Below are 21,773 nucleotides of genomic sequence, written 5' to 3'. Positions count from 1 at the left end.
CAGAACCAGAACCTTCCACAGTGCCCACGCACGCGCTGTTCAGCTGACGGCGAAGACCCGTCTGCCGACGGCGAAGACCGGCCCGACCGGGCTCGACAATCCCTACGGTCCAGTCTCATGACGACTGTTACCACGCGCACGATCGAATACCCGGCTGACGGCCTGACGATGATCGGGCACCTCGCGCTCCCCGCCGGTGTCGACCGCCGGCCCGCGGTCCTGATCGGACCCGAGGGGCCGGGCCTGAACGACTTCCAGCGCGGCCGGGCCGACGCCCTCGCTGAACTCGGGTACGTGGCGCTGGCCTTCGACCTCCACGGCGGGCGCTGGTTCACCGACCCGCAGGAGATGCTGGCGCGCGTGATGCCGCTGCTCGCCGACCCCGACCGGATGCGGGGCATCGGCCATGCGGCACTCGATGTGCTGCGTGCCGAACCGCGGACCGACCCCGACCGGATCGCCGCCATCGGCTACGGCACCGGGGGCGTGATCGCGCTCGAACTCGGGCGCGACGGCGTCGACCTGCGGGCGATCGGGACGGTCAACGCCCTGACCACGGGCCGCCCGGGCGAGGCTGCGCGCATTCGCTGCCCCGTGTGGGCCGGGGTCGGATCGGAGGACCCGATCATGCCCGCCGGGCAACGGGACGCCTTCGCCGCCGAGATGCAGGCCGCAGGCGTCGACTGGCGCCTGATGGTCTACGGCGGAGCCCTGCACGCCTTCCACCACCCGCCGGTCGACCAGGCCGTGGTCCCGGGCGTCGGCTACCACCCGCTGCACGCGCAGCGGGCCTGGCGCGACATCGTCGACCTGCTCGCCGAGTGCCTGCCCGTAACGACTGCCAAATCCGTTGCCAGACCACGGAATTAGGGACTGAAGCGCTGATGGGGCGCGGTGCGGGCGCGGCAGCGCCGGTCTGTCGCCGGCGCCCCCGGCGGGGTCGAAAATCTTGGTGAGGCGAGGGAACTCGTGCGGCGCTGCGGCCGACTACCTGGGCGGGCTCGCAGTGGCGGTCCCAGCGAATTCGGATCACCAGGAGAGTTCCATGCGTTCTCGCGTGTTGTGGGGCGCGGCCGCCGCGGTCGCCCTGCTCGCCACGGGCTGCGGCAGCAGCGCCAAGTCGGGCGACGCGGCGCCGACCGCCGGGGCGAACGCGCCCGCCGCGGCGGCCTATCCCGTCAAGGTGACGGACTGCGCGGGAGCGGAGACCGCGTTCGGCTCCGCCCCGAAGAAGATCGTCACGAGCAACGCCTCCAGCCTGGAGATGCTGCTGTGGCTCGGCGCGGGGGACCGGGTGATCGGCACCGGGTTCCCGCCCGGCGCGGGCGCCATGCCGGCCCAGTTCGCCGACCAGGCCGCCAAGGTGCCGGTCCTGGGGCAGATGGTGATCCCCAAGGAGAAGCTGCTCGGCTCCGGCGCCGACCTGTACGTCGACACCTTCGCCTCGGTGGGGTCGATGGGCGGCAGCATGGGGACGGCGCCCACCGAGCAGGAGTTCGCCGCCGCCGGGATCAAGCACGTCTACCTGCACTCCACGGCCTGCGCCGCCATGATGAAGGGACCGCAGCAGGACCTCTCCCAAGTCGAGGCCGACATCAGGAGCCTGGGCGCGATCACCGGCACCTCGGCCAAGGCGGACCAGCTGGTGGCGGGGATGGAGGAGAAGGTCGGCGCGGTGCGCAAGGCCCTCGCGGGCGTCGCGCCGGGCCAGGAGCCGTCGTACTTCTTCTTCGACTACGACGCCGGGACGAAGCAGCCGATCGCCGAGTGCGGCAAGCAGGTCGCCAACGCGGTGATCACCCTGGCCGGCGCCCGGAACGTCTTCGGCGACTGCGACGGGGACTTCAAGGCGGTCTCCTGGGAGGATGTGGTGGCCAGGAACCCCGACTGGATCCAACTCGGCGTGCGCAACCAGGGCAGCGACGCGGCGAACCAGAAGGCATTCGACGCGGCTGCCCAGTTCCTGAGGACCTTCCCGGCCACCAAGGGCCTCAAGGCCGTCCAGGAAGGCCACTTCGTGCGGATCGGCTCGGAGGTGACCACCATCGCCGGCGTCCGCGACGCCGACACCGTCCAGCAGATCGCCCACATCATCCACCCCGACCTGGTGAAGTCGTGACCCGGGAGGCTGCTGTCGCCCGCCGGTCCGTGCGCACGCTACGGGCCGGCCTGGTCGCCACCGTGCTGGCCGTCGCCCTGATCGCCGCGCTCACCGTCGCCGTGTCAGTGGGCGCGGTCGACATCCCGGTCGGCGAGGTGTGGACGGTGGTCGGCCACCGGCTGGCCGGCGACGCGCCGCAGCCGGGCACCCGCGACCTGATCGTCTGGCAACTACGCGCCCCGCGAGCCCTGTTGGCGGCCGTCGTCGGTGCCGGGCTCGGCCTGGTCGGCACCGCCGTCCAAGCCCTGGTACGCAACCCGCTCGCCGACCCCTACCTGCTCGGCATCTCCTCCGGTGCCTCGCTGGGCGCGGTTGCGATGATCGTGCTCGGCGCGGGGGTGGGCTCGGCCATCGGGTTCGGCGTCTCGGCGGCGGCCTTCGCCGGGGCGCTCGCGTCCTTCGCCCTGGTCTGGGCGCTCGCCCGGCGCGGCGGGGGCTTCGCGCCGATGCGCCTGGTGCTGGCGGGAGTCGGCATCGGGCAGTTCCTCTCCGGTTTGTGCAGCTTCCTGGTGCTCCAGGTCGGCGACGACCAGCAGACCCGTGGCGTGCTGTTCTGGCTGATGGGCAGCCTCGGCGGCGCCACCTGGAGCCAACTCCCCATCCCCGCCGCAACCGTGGCACTGGGGCTGCTCGTGCTCCAGGCCCGCGCCCGCCCCCTCAACGCGCTGCTGATGGGCGACGAGACGGCCGCCGGCCTCGGGGTGGACGTCACCCGGCTGCGGCGTGAACTGTTCGCGGTGACCAGCCTGCTCACCGGCGTGCTGGTGGCCGTCTCGGGGGCGATCGGCTTCGTCGGCCTGCTGGTGCCGCACGTCTGCCGCCTGCTGGTCGGCGGCGACCACCGCCGACTGCTGCCGCTCTCGGCGCTGGCCGGGGCCGTGCTGCTGGTTGCGGTGGACACCGTCGCCCGCACCGCGCTGTCCACCCAGGAGGTGCCGATCGGCGTGGTGACCGCACTGATCGGGGCACCCGTCCTGCTCTACCTGCTGGATCGACGCCTGGAGCACCGTTGAGAATCTCCGTCGAGGACCTGACCGTCACCCTGTCCGGGCGCGATGTGCTCTCCGGCGTCCAACTGCTGGCCGCCGACGGCGAGATCGCCGGACTGGTCGGCCCCAACGGCAGCGGCAAGTCCACCCTGCTGCGCACCGTCTACCGGCACCTGAGGCCGTCGGCGGGCCGGGTGCTGCTGGCCGACCGGGACGTGCGGTCGATGACGCCGGTCGAGGCGGCCCGGCACATCGCCGCGCTGCCCCAGGAACGCGGCGGTGACTTCGAGTTCACCGTCCGCGAGATCGTCGCGATGGGACGCGCGCCCTACCAGCGGGCCTTCGCGGGGGAGGGCGCCGCCGATCGCGAGGTCGTGGCCGAGGCGCTGGAGCAGGTGGGGCTCGGTGGGCAGGAGCGGCGCAGTTTCGCCGCGCTCTCCGGCGGTGAGCGCCAACGCGTGCTACTGGCAAGGGCGTTCGCCCAGCAGCCGGACGTCATGGTGCTGGACGAGCCGACCAACCATCTCGACGTGCGCCACCAGGTCGAGCTGCTCGCCCTGTTGCGGGCCCAGCGCCGCACGACGCTGATCTCGCTGCACGACCTGAACGCCGCGGCCTCGCTCTGCGACCGGCTGCACGTCCTGCACGAGGGCGCGGTGGTGGCCTCGGGCCCGCCGCGCGAGGTGCTCACCCCCGCACTGCTGGCGCAGGTGTTCGGAGTGCGGGCGGCGGTGGTGGAACACCCGCTCACCGGTGACCCGCTGATCGCCTTCGACCATCGCGCGGCCGTCGCGGAGGGCGTGCGGGCGTAGCTCGCTGAGCCGACCCGAGCCCGGTACCCGCCAGCAGGCGGGCACCGGGCTCCCGGCTGCTTACGCGGTCTTGAAGTGGCTGGGCCGGCCGTCCCGCAGGACGAGGTGGCCGAGCCGCTCGGCGTCGCTGCGGCGCATCAACTCCCAGCTGCTGTCGGCTCGGTGGACGACCACGGAGTGCCATGGCGTGGTCCAGGCGTCCTCGGCGTCGAGCAGGCGGATGCCGAACTTGGCGGCGCCGGGCCGCTGGGGGTGGATGGACAGCCGCACGGAGCGGGGGTGGTGTTCGGCGATGAGGTCGCCCCAGGCACGGCTGCGCTGGATGACGCCGTAGGCCCGCTGTCTGCAGTCGCGTTGCAGGGCCGATCTGCTGCCCTCGAACCCGACGGTGTCCTCGGTGAGGAACCGGGTGATGCCCCGGTAGAGGGCCGAGGTGGCGTCGTCGGACTTCACCTCGGCGCGCAACTCCTCGACGGCGGGCGCGAATCGTGCGTGGACGCGGGCGCGCTTCGCATCGTGCGGGAGGTCGCCGAGGACATCGCGCAGGTCGAACACCGAGAGGTGGTAGAGGCGTTCGCGCCGGATCATGGCGGCCAACTCGTCGGAGTAGGCGTCGATGTGGTGGTCGGGGACGTGGATCAGGTCGCCGAAGATGTGCCCGTCGGAGCAGATCACCATCCTCGCGCCGGGCGGGTACACCTCCCGGACGGCTGTGCAGAGGTCGTTGAGGAAGGTGAGGGAGAGGCGTTCGCCCTCGTCGGGGAGGTGGCCGAGGACCTTGGCGGGGCTGGGGGACTTGCAGGGGAAGCCGGGCAGGGCGAAGACGATCGGATCGCCGGTGGCGACGAAGTCGGCGAGCTGGCGCAGCTGTTCGGGGAACGCCTCGACGGGCGCCGACCCGTCGCGGTCGGCGGCGCGGCGGTGCGGCAGGAGCAGCTTCAGGATGGCGGCGCAGGTGCGGGCGATGGACGGCGCGGGTGGTGTTCTGGTGCCGACGGGCGGCATGCGGTCCTCCACGAGGGCATGACGGGATGGCGCCCCGGCGGTGTGGCGGTGCCGGGGCGTGGGGACGGAAGGGGGTCAGCGGCTCGGTTGCGCGGGAGGGTCAGCTGCGCTTGTCGTAGGTGACGGGCAGCTGGTTGACGCCGCGGGCCAGGACGGCCGGGATCCAGACGAGCTCGCTCAGGTCGCCGGCGGGCCGAAGGCCGGGCAGGCGGGTGAGCAATGTGCCGATGGCGACCTGGAGTTCGGCGCGTGCCAGGGCCGCGCCGGGGCAGAAGTGGATGCCGTGGCCGAAGGCGAGGTGGGAGTTCGGGGTGCGCTCCAGGTCGAGGGTGTCGGCGTCGGGGAACTGTCCGGGGTCGCGGTTGGCCGCGCACAGCGAGACGATCACGGAGTCGCCGGCCGGCACGCGGGTGCCGTGCAGGTCGCTGTCCGCGGCGAAGAAGCGCCAGGTGGTGAGTTCGAACGCGCTGTCGTAGCGCAGGAGTTCCTCGATCGCGCGGGGCATCAGCGCGGGTTCGTCGCGCAGCCGGGCGAGCTGGTCGGGGTGGCGGAGCAGGGTGATCAGCATGGTGGTGATCTGGTTGGTGACCGGTTCCTGGCCGGCGACCAGCAGCTGGAAGATCATGGAGTCCAGCTCCTCCTTGCTCAACTCACCACGCTCCTGGGCGACGACGAGGCGGCTGAGCAGGTCGTCCTCCCCATGCGCGCGTTTGTGGGCGACGACGTCGGCGATGTAGGTCTGCAAGCCGCGCAGTCGGGCCTCGTACCGGGGGCGGCCGGGGTCCTGCGGGCCGACGGGCTGCACGACCTTGCCCCAGTCCCGGTCGAAACGCACCGCCAGCTCGGGCGGCAGGCCGATGACCTCGGCGAGGACCTGGAACGGGAAGTGCGCGGCGAAGCCCTGGACGAGATCGGTGCCGCCCTCGTCCGGGAGCGCGTCGACCAGGGCGTCCGCCAGTTGCTGGAACCGTGGGCGCAACTCCTCGATGCGGCGCGGCGCGAAGGCGTCCAGGACCAGGCGGCGCATGTCGGTGTGCTTGGGCGGATCCTGGTGCAGTAGGTGGACTTGGAGCTGGGAGTGCTGAGGCTCGGGCATGATCGAGGCCAGGCTGCGCCAGTAGTCGTTGCCCAGGGCGTGGTTCTTGCCTAGGCGTGGATCGTTCAGCGTGTGATGGGCGGCGTCGTAGCCGGTGACCAGCCAGGCGGCGATGCCGCTGGGGAAGCGGACCCGGTGGACGGGACCGGCCTCGCGCAGTTCGCGGTAGAGGCCGTAGGGGTCACTCTTGTACGCCTGGCCATAGAGGGGAACGGGCTCGACGCGGGTGGCACCGGTGACGGGGCAGCGGGGTTCGGCGGTCGGGTCCTGCTCGGGCTGGTGCATGACGGTCTTCCTTCGGGGAGTTCAGGGGGTGATGGCCGGCCGGTGGTGGTCGAGCCACAGGACGCCGCCGGCGTCGGGGCCGCGGCGGGCCAGGGTGGCGGTCATCGCCTCGATGACCGGCGCCTGGGAGCGGCATTATGGCGAAACGACGCCCAGCCGGTGGCTCCGCACAAGGGAGTTGGCTTCCTTCGGGTGGTGTGTGGTCAGTTGGCCCGGGCGGGGGCGGCGGTCCGGCGGCGGCCGTGGCGGGCGAGCAGCAGCGCGGCCAGGGAGGCGGCGGCTGCGGCGAGTCCGAGCCCGGCCCGTGCACCGCTGGTGTCGGATCCGCCCAGGCCCCAGGCGGCGGTGGCCAGCGCGGGCCCGAGCGCGAAGCCGAGGCTGCGGGCGAGCTGGACGGCTGATCCGGCGGTAGCGATCCGGTCCGGTGGGACGGCGGTCATCACCAGCGACTGGACCGGCCCGCCGTACAGGCCCATGCCGACCCCGGCCAGCGCGAGCCGCCACGCGATGTCGGGCAGCGACCAGTCGGCGTCCAGCGGGACGAGCAGCAGGAGGCCGAGGGCGGTCAGCCCGGCCCCGGCGGCAGCGAGCGGGCGCGCGCCGAACCGGTCCGCGAGCCGCCCGCCGAGCGGCCCGGCCAGGCCCATGCCGAGCGGGAAGCAGAGCGTGGTCAGCCCGGTGGCGGTGGCGCTCACCGCGTCGTCCAACTGGAGGTGCAGGGTCAGCGCATAGCGCATCGCGGCGAAGCCCGCGGCCAGCGCGAGGACGGCGCCGTGAACCCCGTGCGTCCCGGACTCGCGCAGCACCGAAGCGACGGGCCGCCCACCGGGTCTTCTCAGCCACAGCGCGATCAGCGGCCCGGCAGCCACGGCGAGCAGGAGCCAGCCGGGAGAGCCGGGGGAGAGGGTCAGGGCCAGCAGGACGGCGGCGACGGCGCCGCCGACGAGGGCGGCGTCGCCGAGCGAGGCCCGGTCGGGCCGGCGCAGTCGGCCGCCGCGCGGTGCGCTGCGGTGGGCGATCAGCAGGGCAGCCAGGCAGACCGGGAGTTTGACGAGGAAGATGGCCCGCCAGCCGAGGTGGTCCAGGAGCAGCCCGCCCAGCGCGGGGCCGGTGACCGCGCCCAGCGGCCCGAGGGTGGCGGGCACGCTCATCGCCCGCCCGCGCAGCTGCGGCCGTACCGAGCGGGCGGCCAGCACCGGCATCAGCACGAACAGCATGGCCCCGAACGCGCCTTGGGCGAGCCGGGCGGCGATCAGCCAGGCCGCCCACGGCGCGGCGGCGGCCGCCGCGCTGCACAGGCCGAAGCCACTGACCGCCAGCAGTAGGGCGGACCGGGCCCCGACCTGGTCGAGCCACCGCCCGGCGGGCAACAGCAGGGCCACGACCGGGAGTTGGTAGCCGAGCGTGGCCCACTGCGCCGTCTCGGCTGAGATGCCGAAGCTGCGGGAGAGGTCGGGCAGCGCGAGGTTGACGATGTTCATATCGAGCATCGCCATGAAGGACAGCATCCCGGCGACCGCGACCAGACGCCAGTTGTCCTCGGGGGCAGCCCGGTCGGCCCCGGGGGTCGGTGTCATGACGCCGACCCCCGAAGCCGTCGCGTGCGGTGCCGGGAGTCCGGGCCGTGTTGCGGCATGGTCCGCCCCTTCGTCGTGACGGACGCCGTCGGGCGACGGTGTCCGTCACAGCAGTCGGCCGCGGGCCGCCGGAAGTTCCGAACGGATGACTGATTTTCCGCACGGGTCTTCCGCACGGACTTTCCGCACGGGTCTTCCGCACGGACTTCCGCACGGGTCTTCCGCACGGAGTTCGAACGGGCCGGGTTCAGCCGCCGAGCCGGGACCGGCCCTGCCCGCGCCGGACCGGCTGCCAGGTGCGCAGCCGCAGGCTGTTGGCCACCACCAGCACCGAGCTCGCCGACATGGCGAGCGCGGCGAGCATCGGGTTGAGCAGCCCGGCCGCCGCCAGCGGGATCAGCACGGCGTTGTAGCCGAATGCCCACACCAGGTTCGCGCGGATGGTGGCCAGGGTGCGCCGGGCCAGCCGGACCGCGACCACCAGCGACTCGATGTCGCCGCGCACCAGGGTCAGCCCGGCCGCGCCGATCGCGGCGTCCGTCCCCGAGCCCAGCGCGATGCCGAGGTCGGCCGAGGCGAGCGCGACCGCGTCGTTCACCCCGTCCCCCACCACCGCCACGCTCCGCCCGGCCGCGCGCAGTTGCGCGACCAGTTCGGCCTTGCGCTCGGGCGAGGCGCCCGCGTGAACCTCGCTGATGCCCAGCTCCTCGGCCACCGCCCGGGCCGCGCCCAGCTGGTCGCCGGTGGCCAGCACGGTCTCCAGACCCATCCCGCGCAGCCGGTGCACCACGCGGTAGCTGCCGGGCCGCAGAGTGTCCCCGACCACCAGGACCGCAGCCGCCCGCTCGTCCAGCTCGGCCACCACCGCCGTCTGCCCGGCCGTCTCGGCACGTGCCAGCGCGGCACGCAGCTCAGGTGGCAGGTCGATGCCGCCGGGCCGCACCACCCGGACCCGCACGCCCTCGACCGTCCCCTCGACCCCGAGCCCCGGCACGGCCCGGAACCCGGTCACCGCAGGCAACGACGCACCTGCGGCGGCGGTCAGCGCCCGCCCGATCGGATGCTCGGAGCGCTGCTCGACCGCGCCGGCCAGCCGCAGCACCTCGCCGACCTCGAACCCGTCGGCCGCCACACTCGCCACCAGCGTCATCCGACCGGCCGTCAGGGTGCCCGTCTTGTCCAGCACCACGGTGTCGATCCTGCGCAGGCTCTCCAGCACCTCCGGCCCGCGCACCAGCACGCCGAGCTCCGCACCCCGCCCGGTGGCGGCGAGCAGCGCGGTAGGCGTCGCCAGACCGAGCGCACAGGGGCAGGCCACCACCAGCACCGCGACCGCGGCCGTCAGCGCCTGCGCCGAGCCGGCCCCGCGCCCCAGCCAGAACCCGAGCACGCAGACCGCCAGGCCCAGCACGACGGGCACGAACACCCCGGCCACCGTGTCGGCCAGCCGCTGCGCCCGGGCCTTGCCGGCCTGGGCCTCGGTCACCAGGGCGGTGATCCGGGCGAGTTGGGTGTCGGCACCGACCTCGGTGGCCCGCACCAGCAGGGTGCCGCCGACGTTGAGCGTCCCGCCCGTGACCCGCTCGCCCGGGCCGACCTCCACCGGCACGCTCTCGCCGGTCAGCAGGCTCACGTCGAGCGCGGAGCCGCCATCGACCACCACCCCGTCGGTGGCGACCGTCTCGCCCGGCCGGACCACGAACTCCCGTCCCGGCAGCAGCTGTTCGATCGGGACCAGCCGCTCGACACCGTCCTCGCGCAGGCAGACCTCCTTCGCCCCGAGTTCGGCCAGCGCCCGCAACGCCGAGCCGGTGCGCACCCGCACCCTGCCCTCCAGGAACCTGCCGCACATCACGAACAGCGGCACCCCGACCGCCGCCTCCAGGTAGATGTGCGCGCCGCCCCCGGTGTCGGCGGTCAGTGAGAACGGCATCCGCATGCCGGGAGCACCTGCGCCGCCGAACAGCAGCGCGTAGGCGGACCAGCCGAAGGACGCGAGGACGCCGAGACTGACCAGGGTGTCCATGGTCGCCGTGGCGTGCCGCAGGCTGCGCCAGGCACGCTGGTGGAAGGTGGCCGAGCCGAGCGTCACCACGTAGCCCGCCAGCGCGAAGCACCCCCACTGCCAGCCGCGAAACTGCAGCACGGGCACCATCGACACCGCGATCACCGGTACGGCGAACAGCGCGAGCAGGAGCAGCAGCAGCGGGTCCAGGTCACCGTCCGCCTCCTCGGGGACTGCGGGCGCCGACGCCCGATCGGCGACCGGCTCAGCGGTGAAGCCCGCGCCCTCCACCGCCGCCACCAGCTCGGCGACGGGGACGTCCGCCGGGTGCAGCACCCGGGCCCGGCCGGTGGCCAGGTTGACCCCGGCCCGCACGCCGCCCAGGCGGGCCAGGTTCTTCTCCACCCGCGCGACACACGCCGCGCAGGTCATGCCGCCCACGGCCAGATCGGTCGTCAGGAGGCGGTCCGTGTCGTCCGTGTCGTCCGTGCCGAGGGGCCCTGCGGCGGGAAGGCTCATCGCGCGACCCCCTCGCCGACGGGCAGCCGCAGCCCGTCCATGTGCATGCCGGGAACGTCAGTGGTCGCCGGACCCCGGCCGGGGCCGGAGCCGGAGCCGGCCGGAGCCACCAGCCGCCCGGCCGCATACGAGGCGCCGAACAGCAGGACGAGCAGCAGGACGAAGCCGAGCAGGACCCGGCCGGGTCGCGCCGCGGCACGTCCACCCGGCACGGTTGTGGTCATCGAAGTCAATGCGATCTCCAGGTCACGGCCGCCGGCGCCGCTTGAGGAGGCACCGGAGGACAGCTTTCAGAACAGTGCGGACAGCTTTCAGAACAGTGGGGAAGACGGCCCGTCAGGCCGCCAGGGTCGGCCGGCTCCCCGGCCGGCCGGGGGCCTCGCGGACGGCGGCCCGCCGGGGGCACCAGCCGTCCTCGGACTCCGCCGAGCGCAGCAGCGCGACGAGCTGGTCCCGGGCCCGGGCGACCCGTGAGCGCACCGTGCCGACCGGGCACCCGGAGACCGCGGCGGCCTCCGCGTAGCTGAGCCCGACCACCTGGGTCAGGACGAAGGCATCCCGTTGCCGGGTCGGAACGAACGTCAGCAGGTCGGCCAGCACCACCTGCTCCTCGAACACCACCGCCGAGCACGGCTGGAGCTCCACGGCCTCCTCCCAGTCGGCCAGGGACGAGCAGCGCGGACGGGCGGCCGCACTGCGGTAGCGGTCCACGACCGTGCGCCGGGCTATCGACAGCAGCCAGGTGCGCGCCGAGGAGCGACCGGCGAACGCGGGCAGGCCGCGCAGCGCCCGCAGGAAGGTCTCCTGGGTCAGGTCGTCCGCGGAGTCGACGTCCGTGAGGTGCGCGACGAACCGCCACACATCGCGGTGGGTGGCCCGGACGAACCTCTCGACGTCCTCCGGACGGCCCTGACCGGCGGTCAGCGCCAGGGAGGTCAGCCGTTCGTCATCCACGGCGCACCTCCGGCGTGCGGGCTCCGGCAGCCGCGGACGGCGCTACCGACCCGTTCGCCCGGTGGGGGAGCATGGGCCCATGACATGTGCCGATTGCCGCGCCGCGATGTCCGCGCACCTCGACGGCGAACTCGCGCCCGGGCATGACGCGGGCCCGGCGTACTCCGCTCACCTGGTGCGGTGCGTCGACTGTGCCGACTGGCTGGCTGGCGCCCGTCGGCTGCGGGAACTGATGCCGGCTGCCACGGGGCCGTCTCCGCAGCAGACGCAGCGGCTCGTCGCCGCCGTGCTGGAGGCGGCGAGTCGTCAGGTGCGGGTGGGGAACGACGGTCGTTCTGTTGGGCATGAAGGGTCCTGAGAGCAGGAACGATGACGGCACCGCACCAGCGGAACCGTCGAGCGGTAGCGGCCCACCGCACCACCGGGCCGCCGCGCCTGGACGAGGCCAGCGCGCAGCGCGACGTGGCCCCCTGAGCTCAGGGCACGTCGTAGTCGAACAGCGGTGCCGACCTGGGCGGGGCACCGTGTTTCACGGGTGGTGTGGCGGCCAGGCCCGGCGTCTCGCTCAGCCGCTGTGGCCGCGAGCGCGGGGATGACCGGCCCGCGGGCACACCGCGCAGCGCCGTCTCACCGCACCGAGGGGCGCGGCCGACGCACGGGCGTGAGGTGTGGCGGGCGTTTCAGAAAGCCAGGGCGATATTGCGGGGCGGCCCGCGCCGCACCAGGGCGTGGGAGAGCACCGCCAGGCGGGGCAGCCGGGTGTGACGGGACCTCGGGCGGGCCGGAGCCGGCGGTTCCCACCCGCGCGGGGTGAGGGCGAGCAGCGCGAGCACCGGCAGGAACACCGCGGCCAGCGTGCGCAGCACCTCGAACAGGCCGGCGATCGCCGCCTCGCCCCGCCAGAGCAGCAGCGCGCAGGCGAGGGCGGCCAGGAGGTGGGCGGCCAGCATGCCGGCGGACAGGCCGTCAACCAGCGGCGCCGAGCCCATCCCGGCCATGCCGTGCACGGCGCCCGTACCCGGCATGCCGGTCATGCCGTTCATACTGGTCATGCCGGCCATGTCGCTCATCGGAGCGAGGGATCCCGAGCCCGTGGCCGACAGCGCGTCAGGATCCAGGCCGGCCGTCCTGGCCAGTTCGTCCGGGCTCATCCCGGCCGGGTTCACGCCACGGGGCGTGCAGAGCAACAGCTGCGCCCAGCCGGGAGCGGTACGGACCGCCTGGACCGGGCCGGTGCCCACGGACGCGGTGGCCTCGAACAGCACGTGCAGCGCGGCCTGGACGGCCACCATCCACCCGCTGACCATCGCCAGTCCGCGCCGACGCCCGGCCAGCAGCCAGGTACCGCCTGCCGTCCCGGCGAATGCTCCGACCAGCACCGGCACCGGGAGCCCGGCCGCGGACATGCTGACATGCGCGGTGGCGGCCAACGCCACGCACAGGGCGGCGAAGACCACGACGCGGAGCACGCGAAGCTGGGGGGTCGTCACAGTGCCCACCATCCTCGCACCCGCTTACGCCCGCTGTCCGACCGCCTCCCGGATTCGCCCCCAGTCGCCTGGGCGGCCAGGTGTCTGGGGCCCGGCCGGCGAACTGCCTAGCGCACCACGCGGTAGCGGAGGTAGACGACTTTCGAGCTGAAGGTGCAGGTCTCGACGAGCTCGAGATCCACCCGGCGCTCACGCCGGGGATAGAACGGAATGCCACCGCCAACCAGCACCGGGTAGACCATGGCCCGGTACTCGTCGATCAGATCCGACGCAGCCGCCTCGGCGGCGAGAGTCGCGCCGCCGATCGCGATGTCGCCCTCCCCCGGCTCGGCTCGCAACCGCTCGATCTCCTCCGCCAGGCCGCCGGAGGCCAGGCGGGCGTGGCCCTGCACCGCTGGCAGCGTGGTCGAGAACACCACCTTCGGGAGCGGCTTCCAGAGCGAGGTCCACTCGCGCATCGAGTCGTCGAGCGATGGATCCTGGTCGGCGGTTTCCCAGTACAGCATCGTCTCGTACAGCCGTCGTCCCAACAGGTGGACGCCGACCTCTCGAATCTCGTCGATCCAGAAGCGAAAGACCTCCTCGTCGGGCGCCGTCCAGTCGAAGTCGCCGCCCGGCCCGACGATGTAGCCGTCAAGTGAGACGTTCATCGAATAGGTCACGCTGCGCATCAGACGTCCTCCTCGGTAGCGGGTTCCACGGTACGACCGCCGGACGCCGCAGACTCATCTCGGCTCGCGGGTCATCCGCATTGACGACAGGACCCAGCCGCCCCGCCGTACAGGGGAAAGTGCAAGGGCGTGCGGCTCGCCTGGGCGTCGGCCCTCCTGGCATCTGATAGGCAATGTTCCGTTTGGTGTGCTCCTGCTCCCAGAGACGGCGACCGAATGGCCTCTCTGCGTTCGAAAGAAACCCCGCGCCACGACGGCGCCTGAAACGACGGTCGAGGGACACCATGGGTTGGACACTCACGCGTCGGGCGACAGCGTCAGCGGCTCTCGCCGGAGCGATCGCCATCGTCTCGACGGTGCTGCCGCCGGCCCTTGCCGGAACGCGGACCGGGGTTGCGCAGGCGTTCGCGACCACGGCGGGGAACCGGCCGAGTTCGCCGACGCCGCCTCCCCCTCACCTCCCCCGGGACTTTCGCGGGAAGGGCGAGTGGGTCGTCCGGGACCTGGGCATCACGGTCCCGTTCACCTGGGAGGGGAGAAACGGCGACAGCCAGATGATCGCGGGCGGCCCGCAGTACCCGATCTGGTTCACGAACCTGATCTACCACGGCACGCTCTACACGCTGACCTACAAATGGCCCGGCCTGACCGAACATCCGTGCTCGAAGATCCCGGGCTTCGACCTCGACCAGTTGAACCAGGCGTTCCAAGACGCACGGTTCGTCGGGCGGGAGATCCTCCAGCGGAGCCCGAACCGGCACGTGAACCACTGGAGGGTCGGCGTCGTCCTGCCGAAGCAGCCTCCGGGGAAGTTCCTGCGCTTCCCCATCGCACTGGGCGACATCTACGTCGATCAGGACGATCGGAGTACGTTCTGGCAGGTGCTGCAATTCGGCGTCCAGAACCTCTACGACCCTGAGTTGGACGAGTGGCTGGTGATGGACACGTTCGAGCAGAAGCCCGGTACGGTCACGCTTCCCGAACGCTGTTCCTGACTGTCCCCACCCCGGGGCGGTCCCGCCCCGCATTGTCCCCGAACGCCAGTGCCGGGCTGCGGCGTTGGCGGTCCCGGACATGGCCCGTGGCCACCCGCCCCGCCCAGACTTGACGCGACCCGGACCGAACGAGGGGAGCGCACCATGCCCGCACGCTGGATGGGAGCACGTCTGCTGAACGGCTCGGTCGCGCTGGCGACACTGGCCGGCGCCCTGGTGGCGACCGCCACCGCGCACGCCGACACGGCCGGCCTGCGCAGTGTGGTGCTGGTCGGCAACAGCCAGTCCGGCACCGTCTCCTTCCTGGACGCCCAGACCTTCGCCGTGCTCGGCACCTTCGACGTGATCCCGGACCTGCAGCAGCGGCTCGCCGAGATGGACCTGATCCAGCAGGCCGGCTACGCGGCCGTCAAGCAACAGGAGGGCGGCGACCGGTTCGTGGACGACGTCGCGCTGTCCCCTGACGGCCGCACCCTGTACGTGTCGCGCGGCAACCTGGACGACACCGCCGCCTTCGACCTGACGTCCCATCAGGAGCTGTGGCACACCCGGTTGGCCGGCTTCCACGCCGACCACGCCGCGCTGTCGCCGGACGGCACCCGCTGGGTGGTGTCCGCCACCACCGCCAACGAGGCCCAGGTGCTCGACACCGCCACCGGCGCGGTGGTCGGCAGCTTCCCGACCGGCACGTATCCGCACCAGAACGACTTCACGCCGGACGGCAAGTACATCTACAACTCCAGCATCGGCGTGATCATGTTCCCGCAGGCCCTGGAGTGGATGAAGGGCAGCTTCCAACTGACCAAGGTGGACGCCCGGACCCTGAACGTGGTGCAGACCTGGTCGTTCCCGCACGGGATCCGGCCCAACGTGCTGGCCGCCGACGGCACCACCTTCTACGCCCAGCAGTCCTACTTCAACGGCTTCATCAAGTACGACCTGAACAGCTCGAAGATCACCGCCACCGTGCCGATGCCGTTCAGCCCCGCCGGCCACGCCCTGAGCCCCGACGACTACCCGAAGAACTCCGCGCACCACGGCCTGGCGCTCTCCGGCGACCAGAGCCGGCTGTGCGACGTGGGCACCATCGACGACTACACCGCGCTGGTCGACACCGGCAATCTCGCCACGGTGGGCCGGGTCGACTACCCGGTCGGCAGTCTGCCGTACTGGGCGGTGAGCGCCGGGCCGGCCGACCGCTACTGCTTCGTCTCGCTCAGCCAGGCCGACCAGGTCTCGGTGGTGGACTACGCGAGTGGGCAGGAGCTGGCCCGGGTACCGGTGGGAGTGTTCCCGCAGCGCGAGCGGGCCGCGCAGCTGGCCGGGGACGCGCTGACCGCGCTGTCCCGGTAGGGCCGGCGGTAAAGCCAAAAGGGCGACGGGGCGGGGGGTGACGGGGCGATTGGGTGACGGGACCGGCCGGTCGGCGCTGCGACGGGTGGTCGAGGGGATGCGGGCCGATCCCGAGGTGCTGGCGGAGGTCGTCGCCGCCGCCCGGACCGCCTCGGACCCGGTGGCCGCGCTGCCCGAGCAAGAGGTCCGGCGCCACATCGCCGCGCTCCTCGGGGTGGTGTCCGCCGCGTTCGTCGACGGCTCCGGACTGTCCCGGGAGCACGCCGAGTCGGCCGCCCGGCTGGCCACCGACCGGGCGGTGCAGGGGGTTTCGCTGGACGCGCTGCTCGACGGCTTCCTGGCCGGGCGGACCGCCGCACTGCGGATCATCGCCGCCCGGCTGGCCGGGACCGACATACCGTCAACTGTGCTGTTCGAGGCGCTGATCGAACTCGACGCCTACGTCGGCGAGTTGCAGAACCAGCTGGTCACCGCCTACCGGGAGGCGGCGACCAACCTGGCCGGCAGCCGTTCCGCACGGCTGCTGGCCCTGCGCGCCGTGCTGGTGCACGGCGCGGTCGAGCAACTGGCGGCGGCCGGGCTCGCCGCGGACGGCGTGTACCACTGCGCGGTCGCCGAGTCGGGCGATCCGGTGCAGGTGCGCCGGGCCGCCGCCGAACTGACCCCGCGCGGCGGCGTGTCGGGGCTGGTGGAGGGTCACCTGTGCGTGGTGGCACCGCGCGGCTGGCGGGCGGGCGACCTGGCCGCGGACGCGCTGCTGGTGACCGCTCCCGCCGTCCCCGCCGGCCGGCTGCCCGTCGCCTACCGGCTCTGCCGGGCCGCGTTGGACGCCGGGCGGCGGCGCGGACGCACCGGCCGGGCCGGGCTCACCGAGCTGGCCGTCGCCGTCGCCGTGGACGCCGTGCCCGGCATGGGTGAGCTGCTGGGCGTCGAGCTGCTGGCCGCGCTGGACCCGGGGAACGCCACCCACCGCCTGCTCGCCGAGACCGCCGCGGTCCACCTCGACCACGGTGGCCGGCTCGCGTCGACCGCCCGGGCCCTCCACGTGCACCCGAACACCGTCAAGCACCGCCTGCGACGCTTCGCCGGGGCCACTGGCTGCGATCCCGCCGGCTTCGGGGCCGGCCCCGGCCGGTTCGCGGACGCCGTCCGCTGGCGCTGGGCGCTGGAACACTGGCTCGGCTGACGCACCACCACCGGACGCACCGGCAGCAGTCGTCGATTGTCCCGTAGCGTGAAGAGTGCTATCTAGGCGCTGCCTGAGTGGACATCGGGCCCCCGGCCCGCAACTGGCCCCGACTGTAAGGGGGTCCGAGTGATCGGTGAGACTGGCCTGGCAACCGGCCATCTCACCACTCGGGGGACCCCATGCCTGACCCGCTCGACGGGCTCGACGACATCGACTGGGCCGCACTGAGCCACGCCTACGGTGATGCCGACGACGTCCCCGAACTGCTGCGCGGCCTCAGGTCGCCGGATCCGGCCGAGCGTGAGGGCGCGCTGGACGCGCTCTACGGCGGCGTGCACCACCAGGGCGACCTGTACGACTCGACGCTCGCCTGCCTGCCGTTCCTGTGCGCACTCGCCGCCGACCCGGCCGTCGAGGACCGGGACGCCCTGCTCGGGCTGCTGGACAGCATCGGTGAGAGCGCCGACCAGTCCAGGGACTGCGCAGGCGATGACATACCCGACCCGCAGGCAGTGGTCGACCAGGCCAAGGACGAGGACGAGTGGTACGAGGAGGTCAGCTGGGCGTACGGGCTGCTGGCGCATGCGGCGCTTCGCGACTTGCTGCCGACGGTGGTGCCACTGCTCGCCGATCCCGATCCGGGCGTACGTGCCGCAGCCGCCGGGCTGCTGGCGCGTCGTCACTCCCGACCCGACGCCGTACTGGAGCTGTTGATCGAGCAGGCGGCCCGGGAGGACGACGGCGCGGCCCGGCACGCCCACGCCGGCGCGCTCGGCACCCTCGTCGGGCGGCTGCAGGACGATCCACCACTGCGGCTGCGAGCCATCCGCGCCCTCGCCCAACTCGCTGAGCCGGGCGGGGATCCGGGCACCGAACTCATCGCCCTCGCCGCCCTCGCCCGACACGCGCCGGACCAGCTGCCCGAGGGCACCGCCGAACAGGCCGCGGCTGCCCTGGACCGCTCCCGCGAGCAGCCCCCCGCGCCCGCCCCCGACCCCCGGCCGGACACCGACACCCTGCTGTCGCACCTGCGCAAGCTGCGCGCCACGACCTTCGCCGAGGACGCCGACGAGCGGGTGGCCGATGCTCTGGGCGCACTCCACCAGGCACTCGGCGACCGGGTGACGATCCGTCACCAGCTGGTCCTGCACACGCTGCGCCACGGTGACCCGCAGAGCCCGCTGGAGGCGGTGGACCGGGCGGGCGACCTGCACAGCGGCTGGCGGGTACCGGACGCGGCGGCCGCCGAGACGGCCGAGCAGCTGGGCCTGCTGCTGCGCGATCCCGACGAGGAACTCGCCACCGCCGCGGCCCGGGAACTGCGGCTCGGCCGACTGCCGCTCTCTCCCGAACTGCTGGACACCGCTGCGGCCATCGCCGAGGACGGGCGGTTCCACACCGGCTGGGGCTGGGAGCGCAACCTGGCCGGCCAGTGCATCCAGCTGCTGGCCGCCGCCGGTGACGAACGCGGCGTCAGCACCCTGGCACCGCTGCTGCCCGGGCGCATCGCCCCCGAGGACCTGCCGGACTGGTGCGAGCAGTTGCGCCCGCACGTCAATGGCGACCTGTTCGGGGTGCTGTACGTCCGGATGCGGCAGATCGTCAAGAGCTGCGACCAGGAGGTCGAGGACGGAAAGCTCAACCACACCGCGCTGCGTGAACTCGGCCGCCTGCTGGCCGCCATGGCAGCCACCCGGCGACCCGAGGCACCCAAGATCATCGGCCCGATGCTGACCGCCGCGCTCACCCTCACCCAGGACACCACCCGTGCGTTGCACGACGGCCCGTGCACGGCCCTGTCCCGCTCGGACGGTCTCGGCCCCGACGCCGAGGACGCCCTGCCGGTGCTGCGCGAACTGCTCGGCGACCCCGAGCGGAAGACCAGGGTGGCCGCCGCCCGCGCGCTGTGGCACGCCGGGCAGGACCCGGCCGAGTTCCTGCCCGCCCTCGGTGAGGTGATCGCGGATACCGAGAACTGGTACGCCAGGGTCCGCGCCCTCGAACTGGCCGCCGTGATGGGCCCGGCCGCGGCCCCGCTCGCCGAGCAGATCCGCGAGGACCTCTCCGCCGAACAGGACAGCACGGACCACGACCCGACCCTCACCCGCCTGCTCCTCGCAGCCCGGGCGACCGCACCGGACGCAGAGCCCCACGACGAGCTGATGCGCGCCCTCTGGACCCGCAGCCGCGACATCCGACCGCTCATCGCCGCAGCCCTGGTGCGCGAGCGGGCCACCCGCGGCGTCCCGGCCGGGTTCCCCGAGCTGCTCCGCGCGGAACTCGCGGACCCCCGTCGCGTCGACAACAACAGCAACTACTACGGCCGGATGCGCTACAACACCGCCACCGACGACGCCTTCCGGGCCGACTGCCGGGCCTTGCTCGCCGAGCAGCCGGCCTGACACCAGGAGCAGACCCGGCGGTGAACCCGCCAGGTCACCCGGCTTCGCAGCAACTCGTGAGCGCAGGGTGCTGCGGCCTAGTGCCGCCGGTCGCCCTTGGGCGTGGCCCGCCCGAGGGGTTCGCGGCGGGGCCTGGGTGCCGGCCGCTCCAGGCCGCGGGTGCTTGCTGCCGCCGCATAGCCGAGCAGCCCGAGGCCCAGCGCCGTGGGCAGGCCCCACAGCAGGCCGGCCCGCTCCAGCGAGCCCGAGTCCGCCAGCACCGGCCGCAGCGGCGAGTCACCGCCCGGCATGTAGTACGCGCTGACCGGGGCGCCGGCGGGTGCCGGGCAGGAGCCGGTGGTGCGCAGCGGCTCGGTGTCGCCGCCCGGCAGGTCCAGGTAGCATTGGCGGTAGTGGGTGCCGTGGCTGCCGATCTCGCCGTTTTCGAAGGCGATGCGCACGGTCCCGTGGGTGCCGAGCGCCATCACCGCCACCGTCCCCGTGGACGCGGTCGCGTAACACAGCACGAGGGTGCCGAGGATGTAGGCCACCTTCACCGCGCGCGGCGCGGTGCGCCGGCCGTAGACCAGCCGGCGCACCGGCAGGAGCCAGCCGATGATCAGCCCGACTCCGCCGAGCACCATGCCGATGCCCAGGTCCACGAAGCCCAGCAGCGCCTGGGCGACGACCAGCAGCAGCACCAGCGCCCAGCCCAGCACCGCCCGCCGCGGGGTGCGCGGGCGCAGCGGTCTGCGCTCCCGCTCCTCCAGTGGCTTGCCGTCGCCGAGCGCCGAGCGGGTCAACCCGTTGTCCGGGTCCAGGTGGTCGAGGCCGCGTTGCTCCAACTGTGCGCGCAGCACCGAGCCGGGCCGATGGCTCGCGATCCGCCACGCCTCGCCCACCCGCGCCACGTCCACGATGCCGGGCTGTTCGCCCGGGTAGGAGTCGGTGAAGCACAGCAGCACACTGCGTATCTGGGAGACGCCGTACTTGCTGCGGCTCAGCTGGTAGAGCCGATCGAGGTCGAACCCGATCTCGGCGAGCTCCCTGCGCTGCTCCTCCGTCAACCGCGGAAGCCCAGGTGAGTGCCAGTCCTGTGGAGCGTTCATGGTGTCCCCCGTTCGCCTGTCGGGCGGACCCTACCGCACGGCGCTCACACGGCCGCGCGTGAGACAGGCGCAGGTGGATCCGCCTCGGGCATGGGCGGAACCGCCTGGTCGGGGGGGGGTATGTCGGCTGGGCGTGCCGGCGGGCCTACCGCCTGATCGCACACGACGACTGAGCGCGCTGGACTATGACGCCTCGTCCGCCCTTGCCTGCCGCGCGCGGTCCGCCTGCTCGCCGCCGCCATCGGCGATCGCGCTGAGCAACTCGTCGGCCTCGGTGATCCGTCCGAGCTCGCGCAGCGCGAACGCCCGGTGCAGCCGGGCCCGGTCGTCATCCGGCGCAGCCTCCAGCGCCCGGTCGAGCTGGGTGAGCGCCGCCGCGGCCCGGCCGGCGGACAGGTGCAGCACCGCCAGGTCCACCCGCGACGTCGCGTCGTCGGGCGCCAGCCGCACCAGTTCGCCGAACTCGACGACGGCCTCATCGGTGCGACCCAGGGACAGCAGCGCCAATGCCAAGTGCCGGCGCGGACCCGGGGCGTCCGGGTCCAGCCGCTTCGCGTTGGCCAACGCCTCACCAGCCGACGCCACATCGCCGCGCAGCAGCAGCACCGCGCCGAGCTGCGCCCACGCCGCGCCGAACTGCGGGTCCAGCCTCAGCGCCTGGTGCAGCAGGCCGGCGGCCTCGCCCAGCCGGCCGGTCGCGGCGACCGCGGTGGCGAGGGCGGTGCGCAGCCGGGGGCCGTCCTCGATCGCCAGTGCCTGCCGCCAGGCCGCCTCCGCCTCGGGGATCCGGCCCTGGAGGAGCAGCAGTTGGCCGAGGTTGTCGAAGGCGGTCGGGTCGTGCGGGGCCAGCTCGGTGGCTCGGGAGAGTTCGGCGATGGCGCTCTCCAGATCGCCGAGCGCGGCACGGACGTTGCCCAGGTTCAGCCGGGCCGTGGCCCCATCCTCGATCGCGAGCGAGCGCTCGTAGAGCTCCCTGGCCTCGTCGAAGCGCCCGGACTGGGCAGCGGCGAAGCCGAGGTTGTTCAGCGCGGTGGCGTTGTCCGGGCTGGCCGCCAGCACGGCGCGGTAGCCGGCCTCCGCGCCTTCGAGGTCGCCCCGGAGGTGGTGCAGCACGGCGAGGTCGAGGTCGGGCGGGGTCGAGGGCATGGCTGACGGTGTGTCGGTCGGCGCGGTCATGAGGAG

General features: G+C 73.3%; 18 protein-coding genes. 8 read left to right on the top strand and 10 right to left on the bottom strand.

Going from position 1 to position 21,773, the window contains the following annotated elements; translation table 11 throughout:
- Window positions 1-117 precede the first annotated feature (117 nt).
- The 4 genes from P3T35_RS27815 to P3T35_RS27800 all read left to right on the top strand — a co-directional run bounded on the left by P3T35_RS27815 (window position 118) and on the right by P3T35_RS27800 (window position 3,962).
- The gene (locus tag P3T35_RS27815; RefSeq protein ID WP_101378783.1) at window positions 118-870 is read left to right on the top strand and encodes a dienelactone hydrolase family protein; all 753 of its coding nucleotides are present in this window, start codon (window positions 118-120) and stop codon (window positions 868-870) included.
- Between the two features lie 175 nt (window positions 871-1,045).
- Window positions 1,046-2,119, top strand: a complete 1,074-nt coding sequence (locus P3T35_RS27810) for an ABC transporter substrate-binding protein (RefSeq protein WP_101378782.1) — start codon at window positions 1,046-1,048, stop codon at window positions 2,117-2,119.
- Window positions 2,116-3,174 carry an iron ABC transporter permease gene (locus P3T35_RS27805; RefSeq protein ID WP_101378781.1) on the top strand — a complete coding sequence of 353 codons (1,059 nt, stop codon included), beginning with the start codon at window positions 2,116-2,118 and terminating at the stop codon, window positions 3,172-3,174. The genes P3T35_RS27810 and P3T35_RS27805 overlap by 4 nt, the downstream gene beginning before the upstream one ends.
- The gene (locus P3T35_RS27800; protein ID WP_101378780.1) at window positions 3,171-3,962 is read left to right on the top strand and encodes an ABC transporter ATP-binding protein; all 792 of its coding nucleotides are present in this window, start codon (window positions 3,171-3,173) and stop codon (window positions 3,960-3,962) included. The genes P3T35_RS27805 and P3T35_RS27800 overlap by 4 nt, the downstream gene beginning before the upstream one ends.
- A 60-nt stretch (window positions 3,963-4,022) precedes the next feature.
- On the opposite strand, the gene P3T35_RS27795 is transcribed toward P3T35_RS27800, so the two are convergent.
- From P3T35_RS27795 to P3T35_RS27760, 8 genes are all read right to left on the bottom strand, one after another.
- Window positions 4,023-4,967: an isocyanide synthase family protein gene (locus P3T35_RS27795; protein ID WP_101378779.1), complete on the bottom strand. Its 945-nt coding sequence runs from the start codon at window positions 4,965-4,967 to the stop codon at window positions 4,023-4,025.
- Window positions 4,968-5,067: 100 nt separating this feature from the next.
- Window positions 5,068-6,348 carry a cytochrome P450 gene (locus P3T35_RS27790; RefSeq protein WP_101378778.1) on the bottom strand — a complete coding sequence of 427 codons (1,281 nt, stop codon included), beginning with the start codon at window positions 6,346-6,348 and terminating at the stop codon, window positions 5,068-5,070.
- Window positions 6,349-6,551: 203 nt separating this feature from the next.
- Window positions 6,552-7,925, bottom strand: coding sequence for an MFS transporter (locus P3T35_RS27785; protein WP_101378777.1), 1,374 nt, complete (start codon window positions 7,923-7,925; stop codon window positions 6,552-6,554).
- A 247-nt stretch (window positions 7,926-8,172) separates the two neighbouring features.
- On the bottom strand, window positions 8,173-10,449 hold the full coding sequence (locus P3T35_RS27780) for a heavy metal translocating P-type ATPase (protein ID WP_101378776.1): 2,277 nt from the start codon (window positions 10,447-10,449) through the stop codon (window positions 8,173-8,175).
- Window positions 10,446-10,673 carry a hypothetical protein gene (locus tag P3T35_RS27775; RefSeq protein ID WP_101378775.1) on the bottom strand — a complete coding sequence of 76 codons (228 nt, stop codon included), beginning with the start codon at window positions 10,671-10,673 and terminating at the stop codon, window positions 10,446-10,448. The genes P3T35_RS27780 and P3T35_RS27775 overlap by 4 nt, the downstream gene beginning before the upstream one ends.
- A 112-nt stretch (window positions 10,674-10,785) precedes the next feature.
- The gene (locus P3T35_RS27770; protein WP_280708194.1) at window positions 10,786-11,403 is read right to left on the bottom strand and encodes a sigma-70 family RNA polymerase sigma factor; all 618 of its coding nucleotides are present in this window, start codon (window positions 11,401-11,403) and stop codon (window positions 10,786-10,788) included.
- 680 nt (window positions 11,404-12,083) lie between these two features.
- Window positions 12,084-12,893, bottom strand: coding sequence for a PE-PGRS family protein (locus P3T35_RS27765; protein ID WP_143676718.1), 810 nt, complete (start codon window positions 12,891-12,893; stop codon window positions 12,084-12,086).
- A 107-nt stretch (window positions 12,894-13,000) separates the two neighbouring features.
- Window positions 13,001-13,564: a dihydrofolate reductase family protein gene (locus P3T35_RS27760; RefSeq protein ID WP_101378772.1), complete on the bottom strand. Its 564-nt coding sequence runs from the start codon at window positions 13,562-13,564 to the stop codon at window positions 13,001-13,003.
- Window positions 13,565-13,920: 356 nt separating this feature from the next.
- Between P3T35_RS27760 and P3T35_RS27755 the strand changes: the two genes are divergently transcribed.
- The 4 genes from P3T35_RS27755 (at window position 13,921) to P3T35_RS27740 (ending at window position 19,503) form a co-directional block, all read left to right on the top strand.
- Complete coding sequence (locus tag P3T35_RS27755) at window positions 13,921-14,559, top strand: hypothetical protein (RefSeq protein WP_143676717.1); 639 nt, start codon at window positions 13,921-13,923, stop codon at window positions 14,557-14,559.
- 144 nt (window positions 14,560-14,703) lie between these two features.
- Window positions 14,704-15,912 (top strand): YncE family protein, encoded by a 1,209-nt coding sequence (locus P3T35_RS27750; RefSeq protein ID WP_101378770.1) that lies wholly within the window; start codon window positions 14,704-14,706, stop codon window positions 15,910-15,912.
- A gap of 49 nt (window positions 15,913-15,961) precedes the next feature.
- The gene (locus tag P3T35_RS27745) at window positions 15,962-17,098 is read left to right on the top strand and encodes a helix-turn-helix domain-containing protein (RefSeq protein WP_101378769.1); all 1,137 of its coding nucleotides are present in this window, start codon (window positions 15,962-15,964) and stop codon (window positions 17,096-17,098) included.
- Between the two features lie 182 nt (window positions 17,099-17,280).
- Window positions 17,281-19,503: a hypothetical protein gene (locus P3T35_RS27740; protein WP_101378768.1), complete on the top strand. Its 2,223-nt coding sequence runs from the start codon at window positions 17,281-17,283 to the stop codon at window positions 19,501-19,503.
- Window positions 19,504-19,580: 77 nt separating this feature from the next.
- On the opposite strand, the gene P3T35_RS27735 is transcribed toward P3T35_RS27740, so the two are convergent.
- Both P3T35_RS27735 and P3T35_RS27730 read right to left on the bottom strand, forming a co-directional pair.
- On the bottom strand, window positions 19,581-20,549 hold the full coding sequence (locus P3T35_RS27735; RefSeq protein ID WP_101378767.1) for a hypothetical protein: 969 nt from the start codon (window positions 20,547-20,549) through the stop codon (window positions 19,581-19,583).
- A gap of 225 nt (window positions 20,550-20,774) precedes the next feature.
- The gene (locus tag P3T35_RS27730; protein WP_101378766.1) at window positions 20,775-21,767 is read right to left on the bottom strand and encodes a tetratricopeptide repeat protein; all 993 of its coding nucleotides are present in this window, start codon (window positions 21,765-21,767) and stop codon (window positions 20,775-20,777) included.
- Window positions 21,768-21,773: the final 6 nt, after the last annotated feature.

This window comes from Kitasatospora sp. GP30 (assembly GCF_029892145.1).
GTDB lineage: Bacteria > Actinomycetota > Actinomycetes > Streptomycetales > Streptomycetaceae > Kitasatospora > Kitasatospora acidiphila.
Note: the sequence above shows the minus strand (reverse complement) of the source record. Positions and strands in the feature narration are given on the sequence as shown.

Bases quoted from the DNA above. Each gene is read 5' to 3' on its own strand.
- P3T35_RS27815 (WP_101378783.1), top strand. From the start codon at position 118: ATGACGACTGTTACCACGCGCACGATCGAATACCCGGCTGACGGCCTG.
- P3T35_RS27795 (WP_101378779.1), bottom strand. From the start codon at position 4,967: ATGCCGCCCGTCGGCACCAGAACACCACCCGCGCCGTCCATCGCCCGC.
- P3T35_RS27775 (WP_101378775.1), bottom strand. From the start codon at position 10,673: ATGACCACAACCGTGCCGGGTGGACGTGCCGCGGCGCGACCCGGCCGG.
- P3T35_RS27730 (WP_101378766.1), bottom strand. From the start codon at position 21,767: ATGACCGCGCCGACCGACACACCGTCAGCCATGCCCTCGACCCCGCCC.
- P3T35_RS27760 (WP_101378772.1), bottom strand. From the start codon at position 13,564: ATGCGCAGCGTGACCTATTCGATGAACGTCTCACTTGACGGCTACATC.
- P3T35_RS27740 (WP_101378768.1), top strand. From the start codon at position 17,281: ATGCCTGACCCGCTCGACGGGCTCGACGACATCGACTGGGCCGCACTG.
- P3T35_RS27810 (WP_101378782.1), top strand. From the start codon at position 1,046: ATGCGTTCTCGCGTGTTGTGGGGCGCGGCCGCCGCGGTCGCCCTGCTC.
- P3T35_RS27790 (WP_101378778.1), bottom strand. From the start codon at position 6,348: ATGCACCAGCCCGAGCAGGACCCGACCGCCGAACCCCGCTGCCCCGTC.
- P3T35_RS27780 (WP_101378776.1), bottom strand. From the start codon at position 10,449: ATGAGCCTTCCCGCCGCAGGGCCCCTCGGCACGGACGACACGGACGAC.
- P3T35_RS27785 (WP_101378777.1), bottom strand. From the start codon at position 7,925: ATGACACCGACCCCCGGGGCCGACCGGGCTGCCCCCGAGGACAACTGG.
- P3T35_RS27750 (WP_101378770.1), top strand. From the start codon at position 14,704: ATGCCCGCACGCTGGATGGGAGCACGTCTGCTGAACGGCTCGGTCGCG.